Consider the following 22973-nt stretch of genomic DNA (forward strand, 5'->3'; position numbering starts at 1 on the left):
CGTGACCGGTCCCTTTCGGTTCCCGAGCGCCTGGCGGGAGTTCCTGGCTGCCGAGCCGGTGCGGGTGTCGGCGGTGCTGCGGCTGCCGCTGATCGGGCTGATCGCGGTACTCGTCTGGATCTGGGAGGTCAACCACTGGCTGCCGGGGCTGTACGCCGCGATCCTGGGCAGCTACGCCGTCGTCGCGGTGGTGTGGCTGCTGGCGGTGTCGCGCGGACCGGTGCCGCGGTGGGCCGACTGGGCGTCCAGCGCCGTCGACGTGCTGGTCATCGTGTCGTTGTGCGTCGTATCCGGTGGGGCGACGGCTGCGCTGCTCCCGGTCTTCTTCCTGCTGCCCATATCCGTGGCATTCCAGGACCGGCCCGCGCTGACCGCGATCATCGGATCGGTCACGGCCGTCGCATATCTCACGGTCTGGGTGTTCTACTCCCGACGCGACGACGAGGTGGGCCTGCCGAACATGGTCTACACCCAGTTCGGGTTCCTGGTGTGGATGGCGGTGGCGACGACGGCTCTGAGCTTCGTGCTGGCCCACCGCGCGGTCCGGCTGAGGAACCTGCAGGAGGTGCGGGTGCAATTGGTCTCGGAGGCAATGCAATCCGACGAACGCCACAACCGCGAGGTCGCCGAGAGCCTGCACGACGGGCCCTTGCAGACCCTGCTGGCGGCGCGTCTGGAACTCGACGAGGCACGCGAACGCCATCCGGATTCCGCCCTCGACGCGGTCTACGCGGCGTTGCAGGAGACCGCCGACGGGCTGCGCGCGACGGTCACCGAGCTGCATCCGCAGGTGCTGGCCCAGCTCGGCCTGACCGCGGGGATCCGGGAGTTGTTGCGGCAGTTCCAGTCCCGGCATCTGCTTGAGGTCGACGCCGAACTCGAGGAGGTCGGCGAGCCGCAGTCCCAGGCGCTGCTGTACCGGGCGGCACGGGAACTGCTCACCAACATCGTCAAGCATGCGGACGCGACCACGGTCCGGGTGCGGCTGGCCCGGCGTGGCGACCGCGTCGTCCTCAGCGTCGCCGACGACGGGGCCGGATTCGATCCGGCGATCCTCGGAACGTCGCTGGGACAGGGCCACATCGGCCTCGGGTCGCTGATCGCGCGGTTCGACGCGATGGGCGGCTCGATGCGCATCACCTCGAGCGACGGTCACGGCACCGAGGTGACCGCGACCTCGCCGCCGGAGCCTGCCTAGACCTTCGCGGTCTCCGACAGCGCCGCGTTGATCGCGTCGACGCGGTCTTTCGCGTCGCCGAACAGCATCTGGGTGTTCTCGCGGAAGAACAGCGGGTTCTGCACGCCGGCGTACCCGGACGCCATCGAGCGTTTGAACACGATCACGTTGTCGGCGTTCCACACCGTCAGCACGGGCATACCCGCGATCGGGCTGCTCGGATCCTCCGACGCCGCCGGGTTGACGGTGTCGTTGGCGCCGATGACGAGCACGACGGAGGTGCCGTCGAAGTCGTCGTTGATCTCGTCCATCTCCAGCACGATGTCGTAGGGCACCTTGGCCTCGGCGAGCAGCACGTTCATATGGCCGGGCAGCCGGCCCGCGACCGGGTGGATGCCGAACCGCACGTCGACGCCCCGCTCGCGCAGCTTGCGGGTCAGGTCGGCGACCCCGTACTGGGCCTGCGCGACGGCCATCCCGTAGCCGGGGGTGATGATCACCGAACTCGCCGAGGCGAGCAGTTCGGCGGCGCCGTCGGCGGTGATCTCGCGGTGCTCGCCGTAATCCTTGTCCTCGGCGGGCCCGGCCTCGATCCCGAAACCGCCGGCGATCACCGAGATGAACGACCGGTTCATGGCCTTGCACATGATGTAGGACAGGTACGCACCGGACGAGCCGACGAGTGCGCCGGTGACGATCAGCAGGTCGTTGCCGAGCAGGAAGCCCGCGGCCGCGGCGGCCCACCCGGAGTAGCTGTTGAGCATCGACACCACCACGGGCATGTCGCCGCCGCCGATCGAGGCCACCAGATGCCACCCGAGCAGCAGTGCGAGCACGGTCACGACGATGAGCAGCCACAGTGCCGGGTCGATGACGAACCACACGGTCAGCGCGGCGAACACCACCAACGCGCCGACATTGAGGAAGTTCTTGCCGGGCAGCATCATCGGGGCGCTCTTCATCTTCGCCGACAGCTTCAGGTTGGCGACGATGGAGCCGGTGAACGTGACCGCGCCGATGAAGACGCCGATGACGACCTCGCCGGAGTGGATGCCGAGCATGCCTTCGGAGGCGAGGTGGGCGGCTTCGGCGCCGCCCGGGTCGCCCTCGACGTGCAGGTAGCCATTCCAGCCGACCAGCACCGCGGCCAACCCCACGAACGAGTGCAGCAGTGCGATCAACTCGGGCATGCCGGTCATCTCGACGATCTTCGCCCGCCACAGTCCGATCGCCGCACCGATGGCCATCGCGGCGAACAACAGCGCCAACCCGAGCGGTTCGATGTCGCGGGCGATCGCCAGCGCGACCGTCGCGATGAGCGCGACGGCCATGCCGGTGATGCCGAACGTGTTTCCTGCCCTGGACGTCTCGTGCTTGGACAGGCCGGCGAGGGCGAGGATGAACAGCAGCGCCGCGACGACGTAGGCGGCGGTGGCGGCGGTTTCCAGAGTGAACATGTGTACGTCGTCCTAGCTTCTCGAGAACATCGCGAGCATGCGGCGCGTGACCGCGAAGCCGCCGAAGATGTTGATACTGGCGAGCAGGATCGCGACAAAGGCGAGCCCGGTGATCAGGGCACCGCCGGAGTCCAGGTCGTGGCCGATCTGCAGGAGCGCGCCGACGACAATGATCCCTGAGATCGCGTTGGTCACCGACATCAGCGGGGTGTGCAGCGCGTGGTGCACATTGCCGATCACGTAGTAGCCGATCACGATCGCCAGCGCGAACACGGTCAGGTGCACCTGCAGCGCGGCGGGGGAAAGCGCGATGAGCAGCAGTAGCGCGGCGGCGACGCCGAACGTCACCCCGAGCCTGCGCGCCGTCGTCATCGGCTTTTTGGCGGGTTTGGGCTCGACCGGCGTCGCGGCGACCGCGGCGGCCGGTGCCGCCGACACCTGCACCGGGGGCGGGGGCCAGGTGATCTCGCCGCCGCGGACCACGGTGACCGAGCGCTGCACCACGTCATCCCAGTCGAGGGTGAGCTGGCCGTCCTTCTCCGGGGTCAGCAGCTTGAGAAGGTTGACCAGGTTGGTGCCGTAGAGCTGCGACGACTGCGCCGGCAACCGGCCGGCCAGGTCGGTGTAGCCGATGATCGTGACGCCGTTGGCGGTGACGACGGCCTCGTCCTTGACGGTGCCCTCGACGTTGCCGCCGTTGGCCGCGGCCATGTCGACGATCACGCTGCCCGGCTTCATCGAGGCCACCATCTCGGCGGTGATGATGCGCGGCGCGGGGCGGCCCGGTATCAGCGCGGTGGTGATGATGATGTCGACGTCCTTGCACTGCTCGGCGTACAGGGCCGCCTCGCGGGCCTTGTAGTCGTCGCCCATCTCCTTGGCGTAACCGGTGGCCGACACCTCGGCCGCGGCCGGGTCTACGGCCAGGTATTCGCCGCCCAGCGACGCCACCTGGTCGGCGACCTCGGGACGGGGGTCGGTGGCGCGCACGATCGCGCCGAGACTGCCCGCCGCGCCGATCGCGGCCAGGCCGGCCACTCCCGCGCCGACGACGAGCACCTTGGCCGGCGGCACCTTACCCGCGGCGGTGACCTGCCCGGTGAAGAACCTGCCGAACTTGTGGGCGGCCTCGATGACCGCGCGGTATCCCGCGATGTTGGCCATCGACGACAGCACGTCCAGCGACTGGGCCCGCGAGATCCGGGGCACGGCGTCCATCGCGAGCACGGTGATCGGGCGGGTCGCGAGTTGCTCGACCAGTTCGGGCTTCAACGCAGGCGAGATCAGGCTGATCAGGGTGGCACCGTCACGCAGGGCCGCGATCTCGGCCTCGCTCGGTGCGTTCACCTTCAGCACCACGTCGGAGGCCAGCACCTCGGTGTTCGGCCCGACGGTCGCCCCCGCGGCGGTGTACGCGTCGTCGGAGAAGCTCGACGCCGCCCCGGCGCCCGTCTCCACGGCTACCTGGTAGCCGAGCTTGACCAGTTGTCCCACGGTCTGCGGGGTCGCGGCGACGCGCGTCTCCCCGGGCATGGACTCTCTCGGTATCCCGATGATCATCGATGTCGATCCGATCTAGGCTTGCTGCGCGCGTATGCGTTGATCCGTCTGTGGACGGTTGGAACTTGACAGTGTAGGAGGTCCGCGAGGGCCCCTGCGCACTCTGTAGCGCAGCTAATCAGTATCCGCGACACCGGCGGACAGTTGACGGCTGTCAAGCGCGGGTTACCGTAGCGCGCATGCCCGAGACCACCGCAGTGTTGTCCTACGCGCCCGAGGGCCCCTTCTCCGTCGCCGAGGTTCGCGTCGACGATCCGCGCGCCGACGAGATCCTGGTGCGTATCGAAGCAGCCGGCGTCTGCCATACCGATCTTGTCAATCGTGTTGCGGCCAGTCAGATCGGCCCGTGTTGCTCGGCCATGAGGGCGCCGGGACCGTCGAACGGGTCGGCGACGGCGTGCAATCGGTGAAACCGGGCGACCGCGTGGTGCTCTCCTTCCGGTCCTGCGGTGCCTGCACGAACTGCAGGGCACGACGACCGGCCTACTGCCGCAAAGCCGTTCGGCTCAATCAGTTCGGTCAGCGGGCCGATGGGACCCCGCGGGTGACGGTCGACGGCCGGCCGGTGCTCGATGGATTCTTCGGGCAGTCCAGCCTCGCGGGTTACGCGCTGACCACGCAGGACAACACGGTCGTCGTCGGTCCCGATGTGGACCCCGTGCTGGCCGCGCCGCTGGGGTGCGGGTTCCAGACGGGAGCGGGGGCGGTGCTCAACCTGATGCAGCCGGCGGCAGGTAGCTCCGTGGCGGTATTCGGAGCCGGCGCAGTGGGTTTGGCGGGTGTGCTGGCGGCACTGGCCGTCGACGTGGAGACCGTCATCGTCGTGGAGCTGTCCCCGCAGCGGCGCACACTGGCCGAAAGTCTCGGTGTACGAGCGGCTTTGAGCCCTGACGACCACACCGTCCGCACCATCCGCGAGATCACCGGTGGCGGAGTGGACTACGCCCTCGACACCACGGGTCGTCCCGAGGTGCTGGCCTCCGCCGTCGCCGCGCTGGCCGTCGGTGGCACGGCCGTGGCGGTCGGCCTCGGGACAGGCGTACCGGCCATCGACCTGGCGGACCTGGTGCTGCGGGGCAAGACCGTGCACGGATGCCTGGAGGGCGACTCCATACCGTCGGTGTTCATCCCCGAACTGCTCGCCCTGCATGCCCGCGGGCGTTTCCCGATCGAACGGCTCGTCACCGAGTTCTCCCACCGCGACGTCACCGAGGCGCTGGCGGCCCAGCACGCTGGGGACGTCGTCAAGCCCGTGCTGACCTGGCCCTGAGCCGACTTTCGCTCAGCATGAGCGCAGCCCTTCCCCGATCATGACGTTTCCGTCAATGTTCGCCGGTGTCCGTTTTCGTCGACATCACGCCGTCCGAGGCCGAGGCGCCTTCCCCGGTGCCCCGCACCGGCGCGCGCCCGGCACGGCAGTGGCGTAGCCGGCTGACCCGTGCGGCGCTGCCGCTGCTGTCGGTCGTCGTCTTCGGCGTCGTGTGGCAGCTCGCCGCCGCCAGCGGCATCTGGAACCAGACCTTCGTGCCCTACCCGGCGACGGTGTGGAACGCGTTCGTCGACGTCTCGACCACCCACGACGGAGTCCGCGGCTACGCCGGCTACCTGCTGTGGGAGCACCTCTACATGACGCTGCGCCGCGTCTTCGCCGGCGTTCTCATCGGAGTGGCCCTCGGAGTGCTGCTGGGCCTGCTGATGGGATCGGTGCCCTGGTTGCGCAGCGTGCTCGAACCGTGGCTGACGTTTCTGCGGGCACTTCCGCCGCTGGCCTACTTCTTCCTGCTCGTCATCTGGCTGGGGATCGACGAGGCGCCGAAGATCACGCTGCTCGCGCTGGCCGCGCTGCCCGCCGCCGCGGTGGCGACCACCGCGGCCGTCGTCGCAGCGCCGGTCGGGCTCACCGAGGCCGCGCGTGCCCTCGGGGCGAGCCGGGGCCAGGTGATCCGCGACGTGGTGATCCCGTCCGCGCTGCCGGAGACCTTCACCGGGATCCGGCTCGCCGTCGGCATGGCCTATTCGGCGGTGGTCGCCGCGGAGCTGTTCAACGGCATCCCCGGAGTGGGCGGACTGGTGAAGGACGCGAGCAACTACAACAACACCCCGGTGGTGCTGGTCGGGATCTTCGCGATCGGCTTCTCGGGCCTGGTCATCGACGGTTTACTGCGCGCTGCGGAACGCCGCAGCGTCCCCTGGAGAGGAATGATATGAGATTCAAGGCCCTTCTCGTCGCGCTCGTCGCGGGCATGCTGGCGTTGGCCGGGTGCTCCGTCGGCTCTGGGGGTCAGTCCGGCAATGACCCGGAGAAGCCCACGATCCGCATCGGGTACCAGACCTTCCCGAGCGGCGACCTGATCGTCAAGAACAACAAGTGGCTCGAAGAGGCACTGCCCGATCACAACATCAAATGGGTCAAGTTCGACTCCGGGGCCGACGTCAACACCGCGTTCGTCGCCGATGAGCTCGACTTCGGCGCGCTGGGCTCCAGCCCGGTGGCGCGCGGGCTGTCCGAACCCCTGAACATCCCCTACCAGGTCGCGTTCATCCTCGACGTGGCCGGCGACAATGAGGCGCTGGTGGCACGCAACGCCGCCGGCATCACCACGATCGCCGACCTCAGAGGCAAGCGCGTCGCCACCCCGTTCGCATCGACGGCGCATTACAGCCTGCTCGCGGCGCTGGACCAGAACGGGTTGTCGCCCAACGACGTTCAACTGATCGACCTGCAGCCGCAGGCCATCCTCGCCGCGTGGGAGCGCGGTGACATCGACGCCGCCTACACGTGGCTGCCGACCCTGAACGAGCTGCGCAAGACCGGCAAGGACCTCATCACCAGCCGCCAACTCGCCGCCGAGGGCAAACCCACGCTGGACCTCGCCGTGGTCTCGAGCGAATTCGCGAAGTCCCACCCCGAGGTCGTCGACACCTGGCGCAAGCAGCAGGCGCGCGCCCTCGACGTCATCGCCGAGGATCCCGCAGCCGCCGCGAAAGCCATCGCCGCCGAGGTCGGTCTGACACCGGAGGACATCGAAGGGCAACTGACGCAGACGGTGTTCCTGACCCCCGAGCAGGTCGCGTCGGCCGAATGGCTCGGAGACGACGGCAAGCCCGGCAATCTGGCCGCCAACCTGCAGAGCGCCTCGGAGTTCCTCGCCGAGCAGAAGCAGATCCCGGCTGCGGCGCCGCTGAAGACGTTCCAGGACGGGCTCTACACCAAGGGACTGCCGGGTGTCCTCACCGAGTGACACCGAACCTGTTGCGCCACAGCGACGTAGCGGTGCGATCCAGATCAGGTCGGTGTCGCACCGCTACGGGCAGGGGCGTGACGAGGTCACCGCGCTGGGCCCCGTCGACCTGACCGTCGAACCGGGATCGTTCCTGGTGCTCGTCGGGGCCTCGGGTTGCGGCAAGAGCACGCTGTTGCGACTGCTGGCCGGGTTCGAGTCGCCCACAGACGGTTCGGTGGACGTCGAGGGTGTGCCGCCCACACCGGGTGTGACGGCGGGCGTGGTGTTCCAGCAGCCGCGGCTGTTCCCGTGGCGCACCGTCGGCGGCAATGTCGAGCTCGCACTGAAGTACGCGAAAGTGCCGCGCGACAAGCGTTCTGAGCGGCGTGACGAGCTACTCGAGCGGGTCGGTCTCGGCGGGACCGCGGGACGGCGCATCTGGGAGATCAGCGGCGGGCAGCAGCAGCGGGTCGCGATCGCCCGGGCGCTGGCCGCCGAGACCCCGCTCTTCCTGCTCGACGAACCGTTCGCGGCGCTCGACGCGTTGACCCGGGAACGGCTGCAGGAGGACGTCCGTCAGGTCAGCGCCGAATCGGGCAGGACGACGGTGTTCGTCACCCACAGCGCCGACGAGGCGGCGTTCCTCGGCTCCAGGATCGTCGTGCTGACCCGCCGGCCCGGACAGATCGCGCTCGACATCCCGGTCGATCTGCCGCGCACGGGCGTCGATCCCGAGGAGTTGCGGCGGTCGCCGGAGTACGGCGAGTTGAGGGCGGAGGTGGGTGCCGCGGTGAGAAGAGCCGCGGCGTAGCCGCAGATCTCGAAACGGCACCGATCGGGCATCGACCTGAAATTTCCCGTGCGTCGGATGCGCTGCGGGCCGCACGATATCGGCGTGAGCATGGTTGTCGAACGCGGGTTAGCCCGATGCCCGCGCTGCGTCGGGGTCGCCGATTACGTCTTCATCGAGCCGGCGGAACCAGGGCCGCGCGGATTGCGATACGAGGTGCGGTGCCGCAAGTGCGGCGAGTACTACAGCGAGGACAGCCGGACGGTGGCCAATCTGCCGGCGGTGGTCGAGGAGTCGTTGCACTGGCCGCCGGATCTGGAGCCGGTTCCGCCGCGCGACTGGCGCAACGAGGTCCGCGAGAAGTGGGCGGTCACCGCGGAGCGCGGCAAGACCGAGCTGGAGGCGCTGGGGCAGCAGGTGCACACCGTGTTCGACCTCACGCGGACGTGGGTCGAGGAGCGCCGGGCGGCGCGGACGCTGAATCAGACCGGCGGGTACGCGGGAGGCGGATAAACCCCGCGCAGGATCCACGCGAACCAGTTGATGCCGTACTCGAGCTCGTCGCTCGCGTCGTAATCCGGATTCGGATCCATCGCGCCACCTCTCCGTCACCCTCGACCACCTACGGTGGCCTGGCACGAGTCTAGACCTGCGTGATTCAGGACAACACCGCAACGGCCTAGACTGCACCAACCAGTTAGTAGACCGCGATCGCCGGTCGTGCCGAGTGCCTGAAGTGAGCCGCCATGTCAGAGTCCGTAGTGAACTCCGGGTCGACCAACGGGATGTCCCGTCGCGAGGAACTGCTGGCCGTCGCCACCAAACTGTTCGCCGCGCGCGGCTACCACGGCACCCGGATGGACGACGTGGCCGACGCGGTGGGTCTGAACAAGGCCACCGTCTACCACTACTACGCCAGCAAGTCGCTGATCCTCTACGACATCTACAAGGGCGCCGCCGATTTCACCGTCGACGCGCTGCACGACGATCCGAGCGCGTCGGCGCGGGAGACGATCTACCACTTCACCCGGCGTCTGCTCGTCGGCATCGCCAGCGACATCGAGCGCGCGGCGGTGTACTTCCAGGAGGGTCCCTACATTTCCGAATGGTTCACCGAGGAGCAGGTGGACTACATCAGGGAGAAAGAGGCCCAGGTCTACGAGCACGTCCGCGACGTGATCGACCGCGGCATCGCCAGCGGCGAGTTCAACGACTGTGACTCGCACGTGCTCGCGCTGGGCTACATCGGGATGACGCTGGGCTCCTACCGCTGGTTGCGGCCCCACGGCAGACGCACCGCACAGGAGATCGCCGTCGAGTTCAGTTCGGCACTGCTGCGCGGGCTGATCCGCGACGAGACCGTGCGCGCGACCTCGCCGCTGGGCGTCGGCATCGACGTCACTGCGAAGCAGTAGGCCTGCTGTCGGGTCCGGGTCCGCCGAGGAAACGGGTCAGCACCGCAGCCATGTCCGGGATCGCGCTGCGGGCGATCACCTCGTACCCGTGGGTGCTCAGCGTCGGCAGGCACAGCAGGCCCGCTCGGGCGCAGGCTCCGTTGGCCTTCGAATGGGACGCGTCGGATTCGAACGCCCCGAGCACCGCGGACTGCGGGTGGAGTTCCAGACCACGCGCGACGTCCATCAGGCCGTCGGCCACGTCCCGGTCGTAGATGCACATCGCGTCGCCGTAGGCGACGATCGGGCCGCCGTGCACCGAGGTCCCGTACTCGGGTTCGGTCGGCCCCACCTCCAGGGCCAGCGTGAGTTCGCCGGGCAGGGTTCGGCTGGCGTACGTGCCGCCGAGCCCGCCGAGTTCCTCGTTGACGGTGAACACGAAGTACACGTCGCCGGTGGGTGCCGGCCCGCTGCTCAACTCTGCCGCGCACATCAGCAGTGCTGTCACCGCGGCGCGGTCGTCGAGGAAATAGCAGCCGAGGTAGTCGTGGCCGACTTCGGTGAGCGTGCGCCGAGTGCGCTCGACACACACCCGGGTCCCCGCAGCGACGCCTGCCTGCGTGAGCTCGTCGGAGGTGAGGCCGGTGAAGACGTACACGTCGGGCCAGTCCAGGGCCTTGTCACCCTGGTCCGGCTTCGTTCGCCAGATCCGGGTGGACTCGTGGGTGGTGTGTTCGGAGCCCAGGGCGAGCACGCCGCACACCGTGGTGTGCGAGCCCAGCACCGCGACCGGGCCGAGCCCGAAGTTGCCCGGGTACATCGTGCCCAGTGGCGTCAGATGCAGGATGCCGTCGGGATCAACGCGTTTGACCAGCATCGACAGCTCGTCCATGTGTGCCATGACCCGCACCGCGGGCCCGTCCCCGCCGCGCAACACCCCGACCAGGTTGCCGGCGGTATCCACCCAGGTCTCGTCGACGATCGGTGCGAGTTCGCGTCGGCAGACCTCACGCACCGCGTCCTCCTGCCCGCACGGCCCGTACGCGAGAAGTAGTTCCTGCAACAGCGTGCGGTAGTCCTGCTCGTCAACGGCCATGCCCTGAGATTGCCCCGAGCCTGCGGCTCAAACCGGGGTACCTGGTCGGGATGAGCGTGCGAATCGGCACCTCGGGCTGGGCGTACACCCACTGGCGCGGCGTTCTCTACGAACCGGGCCTGCCGACCACCCGATGGCTGCAGCGTTATGTCGACGAGTTCGACACCGTGGAGCTCAACGGCAGCTTCTACCGCTGGCCCTCCGACGCGCAGTTCGAGCGCTGGCGAGACCAGTTGCCCGACGGTTTCGTGATGGCCGTGAAGGCGGCGCGGGGCCTGACCCATGCCCGCCGGCTGCGTTCGCCCGAGGTGTGGGTGGAGCGGTTGGAGCGCGGCTGGCGGGCGCTCGGAGAGCGCAAGGGGCCGCTGCTGGTGCAACTGCACCCCGCGCTGGAACGCGACGACGCGCGGCTCGACCGTTTCCTCGGCGTGATGCCCGCGGACATCCCCGTGGCCGTCGAGTTCCGGCATCCGTCGTGGGACGACCCGCAGGTGTACGAACTTCTGGAGCGCCACGATGCGGCCTACGTCGTGATGAGCGGCGCGCACCTCCCGTGCATCCTGAAGGCGACCGCGTCGCTGGTGTACGTGCGGCTGCACGGGCCGGACCCCGACGCGTTGTACGGCGGGTCCTACAGCGCCGACGACCTGCGGTGGTGGGCCGACCGGATCCGGGAGTGGACGGCACAGGGCAGGGACGTGGTGGTGTACTTCAACAACGACCTGGGCGGCAACGCCGTGCGCAATGCGCGGGATCTGAAAGCGGCCCTGAGCCGGTGACGGCGAGACCGCGAACCCGCCTCGATATGCTCTGCCAATGCCGCTGGTGAGTAAGACCGTCGAGGTCTCCGCATCCGCCGAGACGATCATGGCGATCGTCGCCGACTTCGAGAAGTACCCGGAGTGGAACGAAGAGATCAAGGGATGCTGGATCCTGGCGCGCTACAACGACGGCCGACCCAGCCAGCTGCGCCTCGACGTGGTCGTGCAGGGCCAGGCCGGCACCTTCATCACCGCCGTGTACTACCCGGCCGAGAACCAGATCTTCACGATGCTGCAGCAGGGTGACCACTTCACCAAGCAGGAGCAGCGGTTCGCCGTGGTCCCGATGGGCCCGACCTCGCTGCTGACCGTCGACCTGGACGTCGAGGTCAGCATGCCGGTGCCGGCCGTCATGGTGAAGAAGGTCATCGGCGACACCCTGGACTACCTCGCGGAGAATCTGAAGACCCGGGCCGAGCACCTCACCGCGTCGTAGAACGGCGTCAGCTCCAGAGCCCCACCTGCTCCAGCCACGCGATGAGCCGGTGCAGGCCGTCGGTGAACTGGCCCCGGGTCAGCTCGACGACCACGTCGACGTCGCCTCGGCGCAGCGCAGCGATCAGCTCGGCGTGGCTGACCACTGCCTGCGCGCCCCAGTCGTCGTCTGAGGCGAACAACTGCGGTGGCAGGTACCGGGCGGCGTGCAGCAGGAACCACGAGAGTTTGACGCGTCCCGCCGCTCGATTGAAGGTGCGGTGAAACTCGAACTCCGCCTGGGCGATTCGCTGGACGTCGCGTTGCTCCACCGCCGATGCCAGCGTGTCGTTCAGGCGCGACAACTGTTCGATCTGTTCCTCGGTGATACGCCGGGTGGCCGTCGCGGCGAGCTCCTGGGCGATTGTCGACTGTAGCCAGAAGATGTCCTCGATGTCGTTGCGCGACAAGGGAATCACCCGATGCCCGCGGTGGGGCTCGAGCTCGACCATGCCCTCGCCACGCAGTGTGCGCAACGCTTCACGCACCGGTGTGATGCTGACGCCCAACCGGGCCGCTGTCTCGTCGAGCCGGATGAACGATTCGGGCCGGAGGGCGCCGGTCATGATCTCGACCCGCAGTCGCGCGGCCACCTCGTCGGAGAGCTGCTCGCGCCGCACCGCGCCCGCGGTGCGGGCTCTGGCGGGCGCGTTCATCGCATCTGCTGCTCTCACTTCGGTGCCGCGGGCCGAGGGTGGCCGATTCTCCGGGAGGGTTGTCCCGAAGACTCCGGGATCATAGTGTGACCCGGACGACATCATGTTTGATCAAATGTCATACTTCCGCAAATCCCTCGACGATGGAGCGAAAGACGTTGACCGACCCCACGGGCCTGTCCGGATCAGCCACCGAGCAGCCGAACCTGGCGCGCAGGCGGAACTGGGCCAACCAGCTCTCCCGGCACGCGCTGATGCAACCGGACACCGTGGCGCTGAGGTTTCTCGGCCGGTCCACCACCTGGGGTGAACTTGACCGCCGGGTCACCGCGCTGGCAGGTGCGTTGCACGAGCGCGGCGTCGGGTTCGGCGACCGCGTCCTGATCCTGATGCTCAACCGGACCGAGTTCATGGAGTCGGTCCTGGCGGTCAACAAGCTCGGCGGCATCGCGGTCCCGGTGAACTTCCGGATGACGCCGTCGGAGATCGCGTTCCTGGTGTCCGACTGCGCCGCCGAGGTCGTCATCACCGAATCGGTGTTGGAGAACGTGGCGACCGCCGTCCGCGACATCGACCCGAAGCTGGCCACGGTGATCGTCGCCGGCGGCACCTCGCGCGACGACGTCCTCGACTACGACGACGTGCTGGCCTCCACCACCGCAGCGCCGCCGCTGGTCGACATCCCGGACGACTCTCCGGCGCTGATCATGTACACCTCGGGGACCACCGGGCGGCCCAAGGGCGCGGTGCTGACCCACAACAACCTCGCGGGTCAGGCGATGACGCTGCTGTTCACCAACGGCGCGGACATCAACCACGACACCGGGTTCATCGGTGTGCCGTTCTTCCACATCGCCGGCGTCGGCAGCATCGTGTCCGGCATGATGCTTGGCCGGCCGACCGTCATCTATCCCCTGGGCGCCTTCGATCCGAACGAACTGCTCGACGTCCTCGAAGCGGAGAAGGTGACGGGCATCTTCCTCGTCCCGGCCCAGTGGCAGGCAGTGTGCGCCGCCCAGAAGGCCAACCCGCGCAACCTCAAATTGCGCTTTCTGTCCTGGGGCGCCGCGCCCGCGTCGGACACGCTGCTGCGGCAGATGTCGGAGACCTTCCCGGGTGCCCAGATCCTCGCCGCGTTCGGGCAGACCGAGATGTCACCGGTTACGTGCATGCTGTTGGGCGACGACGCGCTGCGCAAACTCGGCTCGGTCGGCAAGGTGATCCCGACGGTGTCGGCGCGCATCGTCGACGAAGACATGAACGACGTCCCCATCGGTCAGGTGGGCGAGATCGTCTACCGCGCACCCACTTTGATGACCGGTTACTGGAACAACCCCACCGCGACCGCAGAAGCGTTCGCGGGCGGCTGGTTTCACTCCGGTGACCTGGTGCGACAGGACGAAGAGGGTTACATCTGGGTCGTCGACCGTAAAAAGGACATGATCATCTCGGGCGGCGAGAACATCTACTGCGCCGAGGTGGAGAACGTCCTCGCCTCCCACCCCGACATCGTCGAGGTGGCCGTGATCGGTCGCTCCCACCGCAAGTGGGGTGAGGTTCCCGTTGCTGTGGCGGTACTGCGGAGTTCGCTGAACTCGACCGGTTCCGGACGGTTGGAGCTCACCGATCTCGAGCAGTTCCTCGGCGACCGCCTGGCCCGCTACAAGCACCCCAAAGCGATCGAAATCGTCGAGGCCCTGCCCCGAAACCCCGCCGGCAAGGTGCTCAAGACGGAACTGCGCGTGCGCTTCGGCAGCGAGGAGTCCGTTGACGCCGGCGAAAGTGCCACTGCGGCAACATCTTCTGCGGCAGCGCCGAAGGATTAGCGGGTGCGTCGGACGTCACCTAACGGTTCAGGACGCAATCGCGTCGATGCGGTACATGCGGCCCAGAGCATCGGGTACAGTCCTGTGGTCTGTAGCACTACTGGCCGGTAGGGAAACCGGCCTCACACGGACGGGGATCAGGCTGGAAGGGAGCGTGCGACAGGTGCTGCCAGTGCGCTACGCCAGTGATGAGGACGTCGCGGGAGCCCGCCGTTGACAACGACTTCGGGACTGTCGGGCTACGTCCGCGAACAGGTCAAGCCCGGCCTACTGGCCGTCGGCGGATTCGTCCGCATGTGCGTGCTCGTCGGCAAGGCGACCTTCCGTACGCCCTTCCAGTGGCGGGAGTTCATCCTCCAGAGCTGGTTCCTGCTCCGGGTGGCCTTCCTGCCGACGGTCGCGGTGTCGATCCCGCTGACCGTGCTGCTGATCTTCACGCTCAACATCCTGCTGACCGAGTTCGGCGCCGCCGACATCTCCGGAGCGGGTGCGGCGCTCGGCGCCGTCACCCAGCTCGGCCCGCTGGTGACCGTGCTCGTCGTAGCCGGCGCGGGCTCCACGGCCATCTGCGCCGACCTGGGCGCCCGCACCATCCGTGAGGAGATCGACGCCCTCGAGGTCCTCGGCATCGACCCGATCCACCGGCTCGTCGTGCCCCGCGTCATCGCCTCCACCTTCGTCGCGATGCTGCTCAACGGCGCGGTCATCACCATCGGCCTGGTCGGCGGCTTCATCTTCGGCGTCTACCTGCAGAACGTCTCCGCGGGCGCCTACGTGTCCACGCTGACCCTGGTCACAGGTCTTCCCGAGGTGCTGATCTCGCTGGTCAAGGCCCTCACCTTCGGTCTGATCGCCGGCCTCGTCGGCTGCTACCGGGGCCTGACGGTCGCCGGCGGCGCGAAGGGTGTCGGGACCGCCGTGAACGAGACGCTGGTGCTCTGCGTCATCGCGCTGTTCGCCGTCAACGTGGTCCTGACGACCATCGGTGTTCGTTTCGGAACGGGGACCTGACGTGTCCGATACCGCAGCAGTCCTGAGGTCGCGCTTCCCGCGCGGCGTCGCGCGCGCCGAGAAGATCGTCGGCGCGCCGGGTCGCGGCCTCGACAGCATCGGCCATGTCGCGTGGTTCGTCGTCACCGCGGTCGGCTCGATCGGTCACGCGGTGCGTTACTACCGCAAGGAGATGCTGCGGCTGATCGCCGAGATCGGCATGGGCACCGGCGCGATGGCCGTGGTCGGCGGCACCGTCGCGATCGTCGGCTTCGTGACGCTCTCGGGCTCGTCGCTGGTCGCGATCCAGGGCTTCGCCTCGCTCGGCAACATCGGCGTGGAGGCGTTCACCGGCTTCTTCGCCGCACTGATCAACGTCCGGATCGCCGCGCCGGTGGTCGCGGGTCAGGCGCTGGCGGCCACCGTCGGCGCCGGCGCGACCGCCGAACTGGGCGCCATGCGGATCAGCGAGGAGATCGACGCCCTCGAGGTCATGGGCATCAAATCGATCTCGTATCTGGTCTCGACGCGCATCGTCGCCGGCTTCGTCGTCATCATCCCGCTCTACGCGATGGCGATCATCATGTCGTTCCTGTCCGCACAGGCGACCACCACGATCTTCTACGGCCAGTCCACCGGCACCTACGAGCACTACTTCCGCACATTCCTGCGTCCTGACGACGTGTTCTGGTCCTTCGTGCAGGCGGTCATCATCTCGGTCATCGTGATGCTCAACCACTGCTACTACGGCTTCTACGCCAGCGGCGGACCCGTCGGCGTCGGTGAGGCGGTCGGCAGGTCCATGCGGGCCTCGCTGGTCGCGATCGTCTGTGTCGTGCTCTTCGCCTCGTTGGCGCTCTACGGCGTCGACCCGAACTTCAACCTCACGGTGTAGCGCGATGACAGCACCCATGAACACCAAACGCCAGCCGCCGTACAAGATCGCCGGCATCGTCCTGGCGCTCGTCACGATCCTGATCCTGGTCCTGGTGTACCTGCAGTTCCGCGGTGATTTCCTGCCGCGCACCCAGCTGACGATGATCTCGGCCCGCTCCGGTCTGTCGCTGGACTCGGGCTCGAAGGTCACCTTCAACGGCGTCGAGATCGGCAAGGTCAGCGAGGTCGAGGAGACGACCGTCGGCGGCGAGCCACGCGCCAAGATCCTGCTCGAGGTGAACCCGAAGTACCTCGACCTGATCCCGCGCAACGTCAACGCCGACATCAGCGCGACGACGGTGTTCGGCAACAAGTACGTGTCGTTCACCTCGCCGGAGAACCCGCAGTCCGAGCGGATCTCGGCGTCGGACGTCATCGACGTCACCTCGGTGACCACCGAGTTCAACACCCTCTTCGAGACGGTGGTCGAGGTCGCCGAGCAGGTCGACCCGATCAAGCTCAACCAGACGCTGACCGCGACCGCGCAGGCGCTCGACGGGCTCGGCGACCGGTTCGGCGAGTCGATCATCAACGGCAACCAGATTCTCGCCGAGATCAACCCGCAGATGCCGCAGATCCGCCGCGACAACCAGTTGCTCGCCGACCTCGGCGAGGTGTATTCGAACGCCGCGCCGGACCTGTTCGACGGTCTGCAGAACGCGGTGACGACCGCGCGCACGCTCAACGAACAACAGGGCGACGTCGATCAGGCGCTGATGGCGGCGGTCGGATTCGGCAACACCGGCGGCGACATCTTCGAACGCGGCGGCCCATACCTGGTGCGCGGCGCCCGGGATCTGGTGCCCACCTCCGCGCTGCTCGACAAGTACAGCCCGTCCTTCTTCTGCATGATGCGCAACTATCACGACGTCGAGCCGAAGATCGCCGATGCGCTCGGCGGCAACGGCTACTCGCTGAAGACCCATTCGCAGGTCCTCGGACTGGGCGCGGGCAACGCCTACGTCTACCCCGACAACCTGCCGCGCGTGAACGCCAAGGGCGGACCGGGCGGACGGCCGGGCTGCTGGCAGCCGATCACCCGTGACCTGTGGCCGGCGCCGTTCCTGGTGCTCGACACCGGCGCGTCGATCGCCCCGTACAACCACATGGAGCTCGGACAGCCGCTGTTCACCGAGTACGTCTGGGGACGCCAAGTCGGGGAGCACACGATCAACCCATGAAAATCACCGGTACTGCGATCAAGCTCGGCGCCTTCGCGCTGGTGCTGCTCATGTTCACCGCGATCATCATCGTGGTCTTCGGCCAGATGCGTTTCGACCGCACGACCGGCTATTCGGCGATCTTCTCCAACGCCAGCGGTCTGCGCTCCGGACAGTTCGTCCGCGCGTCCGGGGTCGAGGTCGGCAAGGTCAAGGGTGTCGAGCTGATCGACAACGGCTCCAGGGTCCGGGTCGACTTCGACGTGGACCGCTCGCTGGAGCTGTTCGACGAGACCACCGCGTCGGTGCGCTACCTCAACCTCATCGGCGACCGGTACCTGGAGCTCGCGCGCGGCGACAGCAACACCCGACTGGCCGCGGGCGGCACCATCCCGGTCGAACGCACCCAGCCGGCACTGGACCTCGACGCGCTCATCGGTGGTTTCCGCCCGGTGTTCCAGTCGCTGGACCCGGAGAAGGTCAACACCATCGCGCAGTCGCTCATCACGGTTTTCCAGGGACAGGGTGGCACCATCAACGACATCCTCGACCAGACCGCGTCGCTGACCTCGGCGCTGGCCGACCGCGATCAGGCGATCGGCGAGGTGGTCACCAACCTCAACACCGTGCTCGACACGACCGTGCGCCACCAGCAGGAGTTCGACGACACCGTGAAGAACTTCGAGGTGCTGATCACCGGGCTGAAGAACCGGGCCGATCCGCTCGCGGAGTCCGTGGCCGACATCAGCGACGCCGCGGGCACGATCGGCGATCTGCTCGCCGACAACCGCCCGCTGCTGCAGAGCACGATCAGCAAGCTGGAGATCCTCAACCAGCCGCTGGTCGATCAGCGCGACCAGCTCAACCAGCTGCTGGAGCAGATTCCCGACGCGCTGGCGATCATCGGCCGCTCGGGTGGCATCTACGGCGACTTCTTCAACTTCTACGCCTGCGACGTCACCCTCAAGCTCAACGGCCTGCAACCGGGAGGCCCGGTCCGCACGGTGCGGGTGTGGAGCCAGCCCACGGGTAGGTGCACGCCGCAATGAGAGTCCTCGAAGGATCGAACCGCGTCCGCGGCGGGTTGATGGGCATCATCCTGCTGGTCGTCGTCATCGGCGTCGGGCAGAGCTTCGCCAGTGTGCCGATGCTGTTCGCGAAACCCACCTATTACGCCGAGTTCTCCGACACCGGCGGTCTCAACACCGGCGACAACGTCCGAATTGCCGGCGTCGACGTCGGCACCGTCAAGTCCCTGGAGATCGACGGTGACCGCGTGCGGATCGGCTACTCGCTGGGCGGCACCGAGATCGGCACCGAGAGCCTGGCGGCCATCCGCACCGACACGATCCTCGGCCGCCGCAACATGGAGATCGAGCCTCGCGGCTCGGATCCGTTGCAGGCCAACGGTGTTCTGCCGCTGGGGCAGACCACCACGCCGTATCAGATCTACGATGCGTTCTTCGACGTCAGCAAGAACACCGCCGGCTGGGACACCCAGACGGTCAAGGAGTCGCTGAACGTCCTCTCCGAGACCATCGACCAGACCTACCCGCACCTGAGCGCAGCGCTCGACGGCGTCGCACGGTTCTCCGACACCATCGGAAAGCGCGACGACCAGATCAAGCAACTGCTCGCCAACGCCAACAAGGTGGCCGGCGTCCTGGGCAACCGCAGCGAACAGATCAACCAGCTGTTCGTCAACGGGCAGACACTGCTCGCGGCGGTCAACGAACGCAACTACGCCGTCAGCCAGCTGCTCGAACGCGTCGACACGTTCTCGACCCAGGTCCGCGGCTTCATCGACGACAACCCGAACCTCAACCATGTCCTCGAGCAGCTGCGGGTGATCACCGACGTGCTGGCCGCGCGCAAGCTCGACATCACCGACACGCTGTCGTCGCTGTCGAAGTTCATGGTCTCGCTGGGTGAGGCGCTCGCGTCCGGCCCGTACTTCAAGGTCATGCTCGCCAACCTGGCGCCGTACTGGATCCTTCAGCCGTTCGTCGACGCCGCGTTCAAGAAGCGCGGGATCGACCCGGAAGAGTTCTGGCGCAACGCAGGCCTGCCCGCGTTCCGCTTCCCGGACCCCAACGGCGTCGGTTTCGAGAACGGCGCGCCACCGCCGGCGCCGACCACGATCGAAGGCACGCCAAAGAACCCGGGACCCGCGGTGCCCCCCGGCTCGCCGTGCTCCTACACCCCGCCCGCCAACGGCCTGCCCACGCCGGGCAATCCGCTGCCGTGTGCGAGCCTGACCCAGGGTCCGTACGGGCCGGTGCCCGGCGGTTACCCGCCACCGAACGTCGTGACCTCGGAGCCGAATGCGCATGGGCCGCAGGCATCCCCGGGTGTTCCCGCCGCCGCCATCCCCGGCCAGCTGTCCCCGGAGGTGCCGGGTGCGCGCCCGCCGTTGCCGTCGGCCCCGCCCGGCGCGCGCACCGTGCCGCTGGCGCCGCAGCCCGCACCGGCGGACTTCACGCCGGGTATCGCCCCTTTGCCGCCCGCACTGACCGGCCCGCCGCCACCGGCGGGACCCGGTCCGGCACCCGCACCCGCGGGGGAGCCGCTGCTGCCGGGTAATCCGCCGTTCCTCCCACCGGGATCGCAAGGGTAGGGGGCGAGAGAATCATGTCGACAATCTTCAACGTCCGAAACATGAAGGGGCCTGGGCTTTCCCGCGCCCTGATCATCGGAACCATCGTCCTGGTGCTCGTCGTGGTCGGCGCGTTCCTCGGGATGAAGCTCTACAAGCAGATGACCACCAAGACCGTTGTCGCCTACTTCACGCAGACCCTCGCCATCTATCCGGGCGACAAGGTCCAGATCATGGGTGTCCAGGTCGGCTCGATCGACAAGATCGAGCCCGCCGGGGACAAGATGAAGGTGACATTCCACTACGAGGACAAGTACAAGGTCCCCGAGAACGCCACCGCGTCGATCCTGAACCCCAGCCTGGTGGCGTCGCGCACCATCCAGCTCTCGCCGGCCTACACCGGTGGAAACACGTTGCCCGACAACGCTGTTCTCGACATCGACCGCACCCAGGTGCCGGTCGAGTACGACGACCTGCGGGACTCGATCAGCAGGCTGCTCACCGATCTAGGACCGACGCCCGAACAGCCCAAGGGCCCGTTCGGCGACATCATCGAGTCGGCGGCCGACGGATTCGCCGGTAAGGGCAAGCAGCTCAACAGCACGCTGAACAACCTCTCCGAGGCTCTGTTCGCCCTCAACGAGGGGCGCGGGGACTTCTTCAGCGTGGTCAAGAGCCTCGCGACGTTCGTCAACGCGCTGCACCAGAGCGATCAGCAGTTCGTCGCGCTGAACAACGATCTGGCCCAGTTCACCAACGCGTTCACCGACACCGATCGCGAGGTCGCCAACGCGCTGCAGGACCTCAACGAACTGCTCACCACCACACGGGGTTTCATCGACGAGAACGGTGAGGTGCTCACACACGACGTGCAGAACCTCGCCGAGATCACCAATGCGATCCTGCAGCCCGAGCCGCTCGACGGTCTCGAGACAGCGCTGCACGCGTATCCGAACGTCGCGGCGAACCTGATGAACATCTCGTCGCCGAACGCCGGTGGAATCGTCACGCTGCCGGTCATCTCGAACTTCGCCAACCCGATGCAGTTCCTGTGCAGCGCGATCCAGGCGGGCAGCCGGCTGGGCTACCAGGAGTCGGCGGAGCTGTGCGCGCAGTACCTCGGGCCGATCCTCGACGCGATCAAGTTCAACTACCTGCCGTTCGGCGCCAACCAGTTGCAGACGGCGATGACGCTGCCCAAACAGATCTCGTACTCCGAGGAGCGGCTGCGTCCGCCCCCGGGTTACAAGGACACCACCGTGCCGGGCATCTTCTCCCGCGACACCCTGTTCTCGCACGGCAACCACGAGCCGGGCTGGATCGTTGCACCCGGTATGCAGGGCGTCGAGGTGCAGCCGTTCACCAGGAACATGCTGACGCCCGAGTCGCTGTCCGAGCTGATGGGCGGCCCGGACATCGCGCCGCCGCCGGCCCCGCCGGCGTTCGGGACGACCCGCTACGGCAACCTGCCCGGTCCGCCGAACGCGTTCGACCAGAACAACCCGCTGCCGCCGCCGTGGTACCCGCAGCCGGGTCCGCCGCCGGCACCGGCTCCGGGCGTCGTCCCGGGCAATCCGGCTCCGGTCAGTGCGCCCGCCCCCGCCGCGCCGGCACCGGCCCCCGCGGTACCGTCGGGACCGCTGTTGCCTGCTGAGGCTGGAGGAACGCGATGAGGAGGCTGGGAACTCTGGCCAAGCGCGCCGTCGCGCTCGGCGCCGCGGCGCTGGTCCTAACGTCGTGTGGGTCCTGGAAGGGCATCGCCAACATCCCGCTGCCGGGTGGTCCCGGCACCGGGTCGGAGCGCACCACGATCTACGTGCAGATGCCCGACACGCTGGCGCTGAACGTCAACAGCCGGGTGCGGGTGGCCGACGTCTACGTCGGTCGCGTCCGCGCGATCGAGCTGCGCAACTGGGTGGCGACGCTGACGCTGGACCTGGAGCCGAACATCGCGCTGCCGGTCAACACGCAGGCCAAGATCGGCCAGACCAGCCTGCTGGGCTCGCAGCACGTCCAGCTCGACCTGCCGCCGAACCCGTCCTCGCAGCGGCTCGAGAGCGGCGACACCATCATGCTGGAGAACGCGTCGGCGTTCCCGACCACCGAGCGGGTGCTCGCGAGCATCGCCTCGATCCTGACCGGCGGCGGCGTGACGAACCTCGAGACCATCCAGTCCGAGGTCTACAACGTGCTCAACGGCCGTGCCGACCAGATCCGGGACTTCCTGGGGCAGCTCGACACGTTCACCGCGGAGCTCAACCAGCAACGCGACGACATCACCCGCGCGATCGACTCCACCAACCGGTTGCTGACGATCGTGGCGCAGCGCAACAACACCCTGGACGCGGTGCTGACCGAGTTCCCGCCGTTGATCAAGCATTTTGCGGACACCCGGGATCTGTTCGGCGACGCCATCGAGTCGCTCGGCCGGATCAGCAACGCCGCCGTCGAGGCGCTGGAACCAGCGAACGCCGACATCAACCAGAACCTGGAGAACCTGCAGCGGCCGCTGCGCGAGCTCGGGAAGTCCGGGCCGTACCTGCTCGGCGCGCTGAAGATCTTCCTGACCGCGCCGTACAGCATCGAGAACGTCCACAAGGCGATCCGCGGCGACTACATCAACACATCGATCGGCGTCGATTTGACGCTCTCGGCGATCGACAACGGGTTCTTCTCTGGCACCGGTATCTCGGGCATGCTGCGCGCCCTCGAGCAGGCGTGGGGTCGTGACCCGGCGACGATGATCCCGGATGTGCGCTTCACCCCGAACCCGAACTCGGCGCCGAACGGGCCTCTCATCGAGAGGAGTGAGTGAG

20 protein-coding genes and 2 pseudogenes are annotated in these 22973 nt (G+C 67.8%); 17 read left to right on the plus strand and 5 right to left on the minus strand.

Going from position 1 to position 22973, the window contains the following annotated elements; genetic code table 11:
• The first annotated feature begins 1 nt into the window (after position 1).
• Positions 2 to 1198 (plus strand): sensor histidine kinase, encoded by a 1197-nt coding sequence (locus DYE23_RS00575; RefSeq protein ID WP_115326200.1) that lies wholly within the window; start codon positions 2 to 4, stop codon positions 1196 to 1198.
• Here the strand turns inward: DYE23_RS00575 and pntB are convergent.
• Both pntB and DYE23_RS00585 read right to left on the minus strand, forming a co-directional pair.
• Positions 1195 to 2634 carry a Re/Si-specific NAD(P)(+) transhydrogenase subunit beta gene (pntB, locus tag DYE23_RS00580; protein WP_011891633.1) on the minus strand — a complete coding sequence of 480 codons (1440 nt, stop codon included), beginning with the start codon at positions 2632 to 2634 and terminating at the stop codon, positions 1195 to 1197. The genes DYE23_RS00575 and pntB overlap by 4 nt on opposite strands.
• 12 nt (positions 2635 to 2646) lie before the next feature.
• Positions 2647 to 4194, minus strand: coding sequence for a Re/Si-specific NAD(P)(+) transhydrogenase subunit alpha (locus DYE23_RS00585; protein WP_011891632.1), 1548 nt, complete (start codon positions 4192 to 4194; stop codon positions 2647 to 2649).
• 179 nt (positions 4195 to 4373) lie between these two features.
• Here DYE23_RS00585 and DYE23_RS00590 point away from each other — a divergent pair.
• The 5 genes and pseudogenes from DYE23_RS00590 to DYE23_RS00610 all read left to right on the plus strand — a co-directional run bounded on the left by DYE23_RS00590 (position 4374) and on the right by DYE23_RS00610 (position 8721).
• Positions 4374 to 5464 (plus strand): annotated as a pseudogene (locus tag DYE23_RS00590) (NAD(P)-dependent alcohol dehydrogenase).
• A gap of 65 nt (positions 5465 to 5529) precedes the next feature.
• Positions 5530 to 6402 (plus strand): ABC transporter permease, encoded by an 873-nt coding sequence (locus DYE23_RS00595; protein WP_115326201.1) that lies wholly within the window; start codon positions 5530 to 5532, stop codon positions 6400 to 6402.
• Positions 6399 to 7436 carry a taurine ABC transporter substrate-binding protein gene (locus tag DYE23_RS00600; protein ID WP_115326202.1) on the plus strand — a complete coding sequence of 346 codons (1038 nt, stop codon included), beginning with the start codon at positions 6399 to 6401 and terminating at the stop codon, positions 7434 to 7436. The genes DYE23_RS00595 and DYE23_RS00600 overlap by 4 nt, the downstream gene beginning before the upstream one ends.
• The gene (locus tag DYE23_RS00605) at positions 7420 to 8229 is read left to right on the plus strand and encodes an ABC transporter ATP-binding protein (protein WP_115326203.1); all 810 of its coding nucleotides are present in this window, start codon (positions 7420 to 7422) and stop codon (positions 8227 to 8229) included. Before DYE23_RS00600 ends, DYE23_RS00605 begins: the two co-directional genes overlap by 17 nt.
• Before the next feature lie 90 nt (positions 8230 to 8319).
• Positions 8320 to 8721: a hypothetical protein gene (locus tag DYE23_RS00610; protein ID WP_235660535.1), complete on the plus strand. Its 402-nt coding sequence runs from the start codon at positions 8320 to 8322 to the stop codon at positions 8719 to 8721.
• On the opposite strand, the pseudogene DYE23_RS31180 reads toward DYE23_RS00610, so the two are convergent.
• Positions 8691 to 8801: pseudogene (locus tag DYE23_RS31180) on the minus strand (CAP domain-containing protein); the annotation flags it as partial. The gene DYE23_RS00610 and the pseudogene DYE23_RS31180 sit on opposite strands and share 31 nt — an antisense overlap.
• A 153-nt stretch (positions 8802 to 8954) precedes the next feature.
• Here DYE23_RS31180 and DYE23_RS00620 point away from each other — a divergent pair.
• Positions 8955 to 9623 (plus strand): TetR/AcrR family transcriptional regulator, encoded by a 669-nt coding sequence (locus DYE23_RS00620; protein ID WP_172527679.1) that lies wholly within the window; start codon positions 8955 to 8957, stop codon positions 9621 to 9623.
• On the opposite strand, the gene DYE23_RS00625 is transcribed toward DYE23_RS00620, so the two are convergent.
• On the minus strand, positions 9607 to 10698 hold the full coding sequence (locus DYE23_RS00625; protein WP_011891625.1) for a M42 family metallopeptidase: 1092 nt from the start codon (positions 10696 to 10698) through the stop codon (positions 9607 to 9609). The two genes, DYE23_RS00620 and DYE23_RS00625, sit on opposite strands and share 17 nt — an antisense overlap.
• Positions 10699 to 10748: 50 nt before the next feature.
• On the opposite strand from DYE23_RS00625, the gene DYE23_RS00630 reads away from it, so the two are divergent.
• Both DYE23_RS00630 and DYE23_RS00635 read left to right on the plus strand, forming a co-directional pair.
• Positions 10749 to 11477, plus strand: a complete 729-nt coding sequence (locus tag DYE23_RS00630) for a DUF72 domain-containing protein (protein ID WP_011891624.1) — start codon at positions 10749 to 10751, stop codon at positions 11475 to 11477.
• Positions 11478 to 11514: 37 nt separating this feature from the next.
• Complete coding sequence (locus DYE23_RS00635; protein ID WP_011891623.1) at positions 11515 to 11955, plus strand: SRPBCC family protein; 441 nt, start codon at positions 11515 to 11517, stop codon at positions 11953 to 11955.
• Between the two features lie 7 nt (positions 11956 to 11962).
• On the opposite strand, the gene DYE23_RS00640 is transcribed toward DYE23_RS00635, so the two are convergent.
• Positions 11963 to 12649: a GntR family transcriptional regulator gene (locus DYE23_RS00640; protein ID WP_013470334.1), complete on the minus strand. Its 687-nt coding sequence runs from the start codon at positions 12647 to 12649 to the stop codon at positions 11963 to 11965.
• Between the two features lie 143 nt (positions 12650 to 12792).
• Here DYE23_RS00640 and fadD5 point away from each other — a divergent pair, with 143 nt between their 5' ends.
• The 8 genes from fadD5 (at position 12793) to DYE23_RS00680 (ending at position 22972) form a co-directional block, all read left to right on the plus strand.
• Positions 12793 to 14475: a fatty-acid--CoA ligase FadD5 gene (fadD5, locus tag DYE23_RS00645; RefSeq protein WP_115326206.1), complete on the plus strand. Its 1683-nt coding sequence runs from the start codon at positions 12793 to 12795 to the stop codon at positions 14473 to 14475.
• Between the two features lie 213 nt (positions 14476 to 14688).
• Complete coding sequence (locus tag DYE23_RS00650) at positions 14689 to 15486, plus strand: MlaE family ABC transporter permease (protein WP_011891620.1); 798 nt, start codon at positions 14689 to 14691, stop codon at positions 15484 to 15486.
• Position 15487: 1 nt separating this feature from the next.
• On the plus strand, positions 15488 to 16360 hold the full coding sequence (locus tag DYE23_RS00655; protein WP_011891619.1) for an MlaE family ABC transporter permease: 873 nt from the start codon (positions 15488 to 15490) through the stop codon (positions 16358 to 16360).
• 4 nt (positions 16361 to 16364) lie between these two features.
• The gene (locus tag DYE23_RS00660) at positions 16365 to 17582 is read left to right on the plus strand and encodes an MCE family protein (RefSeq protein WP_115326207.1); all 1218 of its coding nucleotides are present in this window, start codon (positions 16365 to 16367) and stop codon (positions 17580 to 17582) included.
• Positions 17579 to 18610 carry a virulence factor Mce family protein gene (locus DYE23_RS00665; protein WP_115326208.1) on the plus strand — a complete coding sequence of 344 codons (1032 nt, stop codon included), beginning with the start codon at positions 17579 to 17581 and terminating at the stop codon, positions 18608 to 18610. The genes DYE23_RS00660 and DYE23_RS00665 overlap by 4 nt, the downstream gene beginning before the upstream one ends.
• Positions 18607 to 20178 carry a virulence factor Mce family protein gene (locus DYE23_RS00670; protein WP_115326209.1) on the plus strand — a complete coding sequence of 524 codons (1572 nt, stop codon included), beginning with the start codon at positions 18607 to 18609 and terminating at the stop codon, positions 20176 to 20178. The genes DYE23_RS00665 and DYE23_RS00670 overlap by 4 nt, the downstream gene beginning before the upstream one ends.
• Positions 20179 to 20192: 14 nt before the next feature.
• Positions 20193 to 21830: a virulence factor Mce family protein gene (locus DYE23_RS00675; protein ID WP_115326210.1), complete on the plus strand. Its 1638-nt coding sequence runs from the start codon at positions 20193 to 20195 to the stop codon at positions 21828 to 21830.
• On the plus strand, positions 21827 to 22972 hold the full coding sequence (locus DYE23_RS00680) for a virulence factor Mce family protein (protein WP_115326211.1): 1146 nt from the start codon (positions 21827 to 21829) through the stop codon (positions 22970 to 22972). Before DYE23_RS00675 ends, DYE23_RS00680 begins: the two co-directional genes overlap by 4 nt.
• The last annotated feature ends 1 nt before the right edge of the window (position 22973 follow it).

Origin of the sequence: Mycolicibacterium gilvum (assembly GCF_900454025.1) — a bacterium.
GTDB classification, from domain to species: domain Bacteria; phylum Actinomycetota; class Actinomycetes; order Mycobacteriales; family Mycobacteriaceae; genus Mycobacterium; species Mycobacterium gilvum.

Coding starts and splice junctions, on each gene's coding strand:
- DYE23_RS00665 (WP_115326208.1), top strand. CDS start 17,579: ATGAAAATCACCGGTACTGCGATCAAGCTCGGCGCCTTCGCGCTGGTG.
- DYE23_RS00585 (WP_011891632.1), bottom strand. CDS start 4,194: ATGATCATCGGGATACCGAGAGAGTCCATGCCCGGGGAGACGCGCGTC.
- DYE23_RS00625 (WP_011891625.1), bottom strand. CDS start 10,698: ATGGCCGTTGACGAGCAGGACTACCGCACGCTGTTGCAGGAACTACTT.
- DYE23_RS00675 (WP_115326210.1), top strand. CDS start 20,193: ATGTCGACAATCTTCAACGTCCGAAACATGAAGGGGCCTGGGCTTTCC.
- DYE23_RS00640 (WP_013470334.1), bottom strand. CDS start 12,649: ATGAACGCGCCCGCCAGAGCCCGCACCGCGGGCGCGGTGCGGCGCGAG.
- DYE23_RS00610 (WP_235660535.1), top strand. CDS start 8,320: ATGGTTGTCGAACGCGGGTTAGCCCGATGCCCGCGCTGCGTCGGGGTC.
- DYE23_RS00670 (WP_115326209.1), top strand. CDS start 18,607: ATGAGAGTCCTCGAAGGATCGAACCGCGTCCGCGGCGGGTTGATGGGC.
- pntB (WP_011891633.1), bottom strand. CDS start 2,634: ATGTTCACTCTGGAAACCGCCGCCACCGCCGCCTACGTCGTCGCGGCG.
- DYE23_RS00680 (WP_115326211.1), top strand. CDS start 21,827: ATGAGGAGGCTGGGAACTCTGGCCAAGCGCGCCGTCGCGCTCGGCGCC.
- DYE23_RS00660 (WP_115326207.1), top strand. CDS start 16,365: ATGACAGCACCCATGAACACCAAACGCCAGCCGCCGTACAAGATCGCC.
- fadD5 (WP_115326206.1), top strand. CDS start 12,793: ATGGAGCGAAAGACGTTGACCGACCCCACGGGCCTGTCCGGATCAGCC.
- DYE23_RS00635 (WP_011891623.1), top strand. CDS start 11,515: ATGCCGCTGGTGAGTAAGACCGTCGAGGTCTCCGCATCCGCCGAGACG.
- DYE23_RS00630 (WP_011891624.1), top strand. CDS start 10,749: ATGAGCGTGCGAATCGGCACCTCGGGCTGGGCGTACACCCACTGGCGC.
- DYE23_RS00620 (WP_172527679.1), top strand. CDS start 8,955: ATGTCAGAGTCCGTAGTGAACTCCGGGTCGACCAACGGGATGTCCCGT.
- DYE23_RS00600 (WP_115326202.1), top strand. CDS start 6,399: ATGAGATTCAAGGCCCTTCTCGTCGCGCTCGTCGCGGGCATGCTGGCG.